Raw genomic sequence first — 4,318 nt, 5'->3', positions numbered from 1 at the left:
TCCGGGTACGGAGGGTTGGACACGGGGGCGCTCCTGGGGTTGATGCGTGGGTCGGTGCGCAGCCTAGGCGCTCCGCTCGTAGTGCCCCGATATGCCGTCGTTCCAGTGGCGCGCCGTTGTGGCTGGGCGCGCCCACGCGGCGGAGCCGCACATCGATACAGCCCCGCGCCCCTTTGAGGGCGCCGCAGTTGACCCGGGAATCGCCGGCTACGAAGTTTTTGCTAACTCGCGGGTACCTCATGAACCGGGCTCCACCTGTACGGAGTCCCCTTTGTCCGGCCGTACTCACAGCAGGCAACGCCGAGTTCACCGAGCTGCTCTTCCACCGCGTTCTACGCGCGTGGTGTCATGCACCTGCCCGCCACCCCCCACGTGGGCATCAACTCGACTAGGAGTCACGCATGTTGAGGACGTTCCTCGGCCGCGCGGGTGTCGCGCTGGCAGCCGGCGCCACCCTGTTCGTCACGGCTGTCCCCGCCAACGCCGCGACCTACACCGCCTTCGCCTTCTCGCAGGCCGGCACCACCCAGCCGACCATCTACGACTTCATCAACTCGGCGACATCCTCGCTCGACATGACGATGTACGAGCTGGAGGACACCACAGCCGTCAACGACCTGATCGCCCTGGAGAAGAAGGGCGTCACCGTGCGGGTGGTCCTGGACCGCGCGCACCAGTCCGCCAACAGTTCGGCGTACACGGCGCTGACGAACGCGGGCGTGGGCGTGGTGTGGTCGCCGTCCAGCTTCGTCTACACCCACCAGAAGACGATCACGGTCGACGCCACCAAGTCGCTTGTCCTGACCGGCAATCTGACCTCGCAGTACTACTCGACCGGCCGCGACTACGGCGTCTTCACCGACGACACCCGTGATGTCGCCGCGATCGAGAAGGTGTTCAACGCGGACTACGCCGGCACCTCGGTCACCCCGACCGACGGCGACCACCTGCTCTGGTCCCCCACCGACTCGCGCAGCCGTCTGCTGACCGTGATCAACGCGGCGACCACGACGCTGGACGTCGAGGAGCTGGAGTTCAGCGACAGTACGGTGGTCAACGCGATCGTGGCCAGAGCGAAGGCGGGCGTGACCGTGCGGGTGGTGCTGGAGACCCCGGGCGACTACTCCAGCGAGGTGTCCGCGATCAAGGCGGCCGGCGGCACGGTCGTCGGCTACTCCGACCCCGCCGGCTTCTACATCCACGCCAAGGCCATGGTCGCCGACTACGGCCTGTCCACCCAGGAGGTGGAGGCGGGTTCGATGAACATCAGCAGCAACTCCCTGTCGAACAACCGGGAGTTGGGCATCATCCTCACCGGCACCGGCGTGGCCCAGTCCGTCGCCACGACCATCGAGACGACGTTCAAGAGCGACTACGCGGGCGGTACCGCCGCCTAGGACTTCCGTGTGCCGTCGGTCGACTCCGGGGTCGGGGACCTCGGAGTCTGGCGTACGGCGCGCAGGGCGAGGGCGAGTTCGGTGATGCCGCAGGGGTCGGTCAGGGAGCGCCCGGTGCGTTCGGCGATGCGGCGCAGGGGGTGCGCACGGTGTTGGGGTGGACGTAGAGCTGCTTTGCGGCCTCCTCGGCGGATCCGCCACAGTCGAACCAGACGTCCAACGTGTCGAGCAGCAGGGCGCGTTCGTCGGCGGGCACGGCCTCGATGGGGCCGAGGACCTTGGTGGCGACGCGGGCCATGACGTCGGGTGCGCCGGCTGTGGCGACCGCGAGCGGTGAGTCGTCGGTGTCCAGCGGTACCTGTCCGGACGGCGCCTGGAGCGCGTTGCTCACGTGGGTCCGGCAGGCCTCGATCCTACCCAAGGTCCCGTCCACGCTGACCAAGGCGACGACGATCTTCCGCGTGCACAGTGACCGTTCCGGATCTCAGTCGAACTTCCCGGCCACCGTCTCGAACTGCCGAACCATGGCCGACAGCGACCGGCCGTCGAGATGGTCCATCACACGCTTGCGGGCACTCGCGAGGTGTATCGGATAAGCCGCCTCAAGCCGCTTCAGCCCTTCCGGGGTGAGCGTCGCGACATTCCCGCGCGCGTCACCCTCGTAGCGCCGTTTCACGACCTGGCCGCGGCTCTGCAACGCGTCCACGACTCGGGTGATGCGGCTCGCGGACAGCGCGGTGGCCGCCGCGAGATCCGCCATGCGGAGTTCCTGGTTCTCGGCCTCGGACAGGCTCATCAGGACGACGTACTCGGTGAGCGTCAGTCCCGTCGCCCGCAGCAGATCGTCGTCCAGCGAACGCGGCAGCGCGACGATGACCCGCATCAAGGCACGCCAGAAACGCTCTTCCTGCGCGGTCAGGGGATCCTCGGCAGCGGTCATCCGTGCAGATTAGCGTGCTCAAGCAAAGACCCTCAAGGAACCTCGGTCCATGACATCCCGCAGTCGCTGCCCCTACCGCCACACGCCCAGTCGGCGTACGTCGGTCACGCTGTACGACATCGAGGCGCGGAAACCGGTGCCGGGAGCAAGTCCGAGGCGCTCGGGTTCGGGACGGAGGAGATCGTCCCCTGACGCATGGGAGCGGTCCTGTGACGGTCAACCACGCTCTCGGTACAGGTCACGCAGCATGGCGATCTCGGCTCCGTGGTGCAGCACTTCCTGGTTGACCCACCACACGATGTCGATGAACGGCTCCTCCGCGTCGCTGCCGTGCGGATAGGTGCAGTACCCCACGGTGTCGAGCGCGGCCTCGTCGGCACTCACCAGCGCCGTCCGCCAGGCACCCGCGCCGGCGTCGAAGGCATCGACCGCACCGATGGCATCGCCGCTGACGGAGAAGTCGTCGCGGGTCAACGTACGGCTGCCGGCCGTGTGCTCGGCGCGGAGGGTCAGCAACTCGGTGAGATGGCTCAGCCGCCACGCGATGGTGGTGAAGGGTGGAGGCCAGGGATGCGGGTAGGCAGCGGCGTCGCGTCCCCAATCGCCCTGTCCCGTCAGGGAATTTGCCCGCGCTCCCGGACCGTCCGTCCGCCGTCGCACCGACCAGCAGTCCGGCACCGGCTCCCAGAAGTACTCCGCGTCGGTCATGGGCCCGACCCGGGTGTTCGTGCCGTCGCCGCTGTCCACGACGGGCCCTGTCATCCGGCTGGAGAGGCGTTCGCACGCGAAGTCGAACTGGTCGAGCAGCGGAACCATACGGGGTGGGATCACGGGGCGCTCCTGTGGCGTGCCGGTCGGGCTTCGATACGGCGGTCTGCCGACCCGGCAACCTAACAGCGCACCTGCCCCGCCGCCCCTCGGTTACGAGGTGCGCGCACGCAGTCGGCGCAGCATCCGCGGGTCCTCGAAGCCGACCGTGCGGGCGGCGGCGTCGATCGTGGCGCCGTGGCTGATGAGGTGCTCGGCGCGTTCGAGGCGGAGGGTCTGCTGGTAGCGCAGCGGGGTGAGTCCGGTGGCCCGGCCGAAGAGGCGGGTCAGGGTGCGCTCGCTGACGCCGACCGCCGAAGCGAGGGCGGGCAACGGAAGCGCCTCGTCGAACCGCGTGTCGATGAGGTCCTGGACCCGGTGCACCGTGTCGTCGAGGTGGGAGCGGTGCCGGAGCATCGCGCTGGTCTGCGGCTCGTGGCCGTTGCGGCGGGCGTAGACGACCATGTCCCGGGCGATCTGCGCGGCTACGGCGGGGCCGTGCCGGGTGGCGACGATGTGCAGGGCGAGGTCGATGCCGCTGGCGATGCCTGCCGAGGTGATGATCCGGTCGTCGGTGGTGAACAGGACGTCGCGGACGACGGTCGCCTTCGGGTGGCGCAGGGCGAGTTCGTCCTGGACGTCGTGGTGGGTGGTGCAGTGGCGGCCGTCGAGGAGTCCGGCCCGGCCGAGCGCGTCGGCTCCGGCGCAGACACTGGCCACCGTCCCGCCCTGGGCGTGGTGGTCCCGGAGTGCCCGCAGAGTCGTAGCACCGATGGCGGGTGCGTCGGCCAGAGTGACGGCACGCCACCCCGGCACCACGATCAGGTCCTCGGGGCCCAGCTCGGGCCAGTCGAGTCCGGCCGCCAGCGGCAGCCCCTGGGCGCTGGTGACCTGGGGCTGCTCGGCGACGTAGGAGAGCGTGTAGGGGTGCCCGAAGTCGGCCGCCGTGGAGAAGACCTGCGCGGGGCCGGCCAGGTCCAGCAGGTGGACTCCGGGTACCAGGAAGAAGACGACGTGGCTCACGATCCGGTCATCATGCCTGATGTGCTGCGGCGGCTTCCAGTTGGTCGACCGTCGCGATGGTGGCGAAGCGGCCGGCGAGGGCGTACTCGGTGCGGCGGATGATCTCGTCGGCGGGGAGGGTGCGGGGGTCGGCGAGGAGTTCGGCGACGGT

Annotated in this window: 5 protein-coding genes and 1 pseudogene; 1 reads left to right on the top strand and 5 read right to left on the bottom strand. The window is 69.2% G+C overall.

Annotation, left to right across the window (positions count from 1 at the left end; genetic code table 11):
• Positions 1 to 401: 401 nt before the first annotated feature.
• Positions 402 to 1,397: a phospholipase D-like domain-containing protein gene (locus tag AC31A1_RS47550; RefSeq protein ID WP_489659291.1), complete on the top strand. Its 996-nt coding sequence runs from the start codon at positions 402 to 404 to the stop codon at positions 1,395 to 1,397.
• Positions 1,398 to 1,497: 100 nt separating this feature from the next.
• Here AC31A1_RS47550 and AC31A1_RS47545 read toward each other — a convergent pair whose 3' ends face one another.
• The 5 genes and pseudogenes from AC31A1_RS47545 to AC31A1_RS47525 all read right to left on the bottom strand — a co-directional run.
• Entirely contained in the window at positions 1,498 to 1,818 is a 321-nt protein-coding gene (locus AC31A1_RS47545; protein WP_489659290.1) for a helix-turn-helix domain-containing protein, read from the bottom strand.
• A gap of 63 nt (positions 1,819 to 1,881) precedes the next feature.
• Positions 1,882 to 2,337 carry a MarR family winged helix-turn-helix transcriptional regulator gene (locus AC31A1_RS47540; RefSeq protein ID WP_489659289.1) on the bottom strand — a complete coding sequence of 152 codons (456 nt, stop codon included), beginning with the start codon at positions 2,335 to 2,337 and terminating at the stop codon, positions 1,882 to 1,884.
• A gap of 216 nt (positions 2,338 to 2,553) precedes the next feature.
• Positions 2,554 to 3,153 (bottom strand): DinB family protein, encoded by a 600-nt coding sequence (locus AC31A1_RS47535; protein ID WP_489659292.1) that lies wholly within the window; start codon positions 3,151 to 3,153, stop codon positions 2,554 to 2,556.
• Between the two features lie 105 nt (positions 3,154 to 3,258).
• A complete protein-coding gene (locus tag AC31A1_RS47530; RefSeq protein WP_489659288.1) occupies positions 3,259 to 4,167 on the bottom strand; it encodes a GlxA family transcriptional regulator in 909 nt (302 codons plus the stop codon).
• Positions 4,168 to 4,177: 10 nt separating this feature from the next.
• Positions 4,178 to 4,318: pseudogene (locus AC31A1_RS47525) on the bottom strand (cysteine hydrolase); the annotation flags it as partial.

The sequence above is a fragment of the Streptomyces sp. P5F9 genome, from assembly GCF_057961495.1.
The sequence above is the reverse complement of the archived record's forward strand: the minus strand, read 5'-3'. Positions and strand labels throughout refer to the sequence as shown.

Bases quoted from the DNA above. Each gene is read 5' to 3' on its own strand.
- AC31A1_RS47540 (WP_489659289.1), bottom strand. From the start codon at position 2,337: ATGACCGCTGCCGAGGATCCCCTGACCGCGCAGGAAGAGCGTTTCTGG.
- AC31A1_RS47550 (WP_489659291.1), top strand. From the start codon at position 402: ATGTTGAGGACGTTCCTCGGCCGCGCGGGTGTCGCGCTGGCAGCCGGC.
- AC31A1_RS47535 (WP_489659292.1), bottom strand. From the start codon at position 3,153: ATGGTTCCGCTGCTCGACCAGTTCGACTTCGCGTGCGAACGCCTCTCC.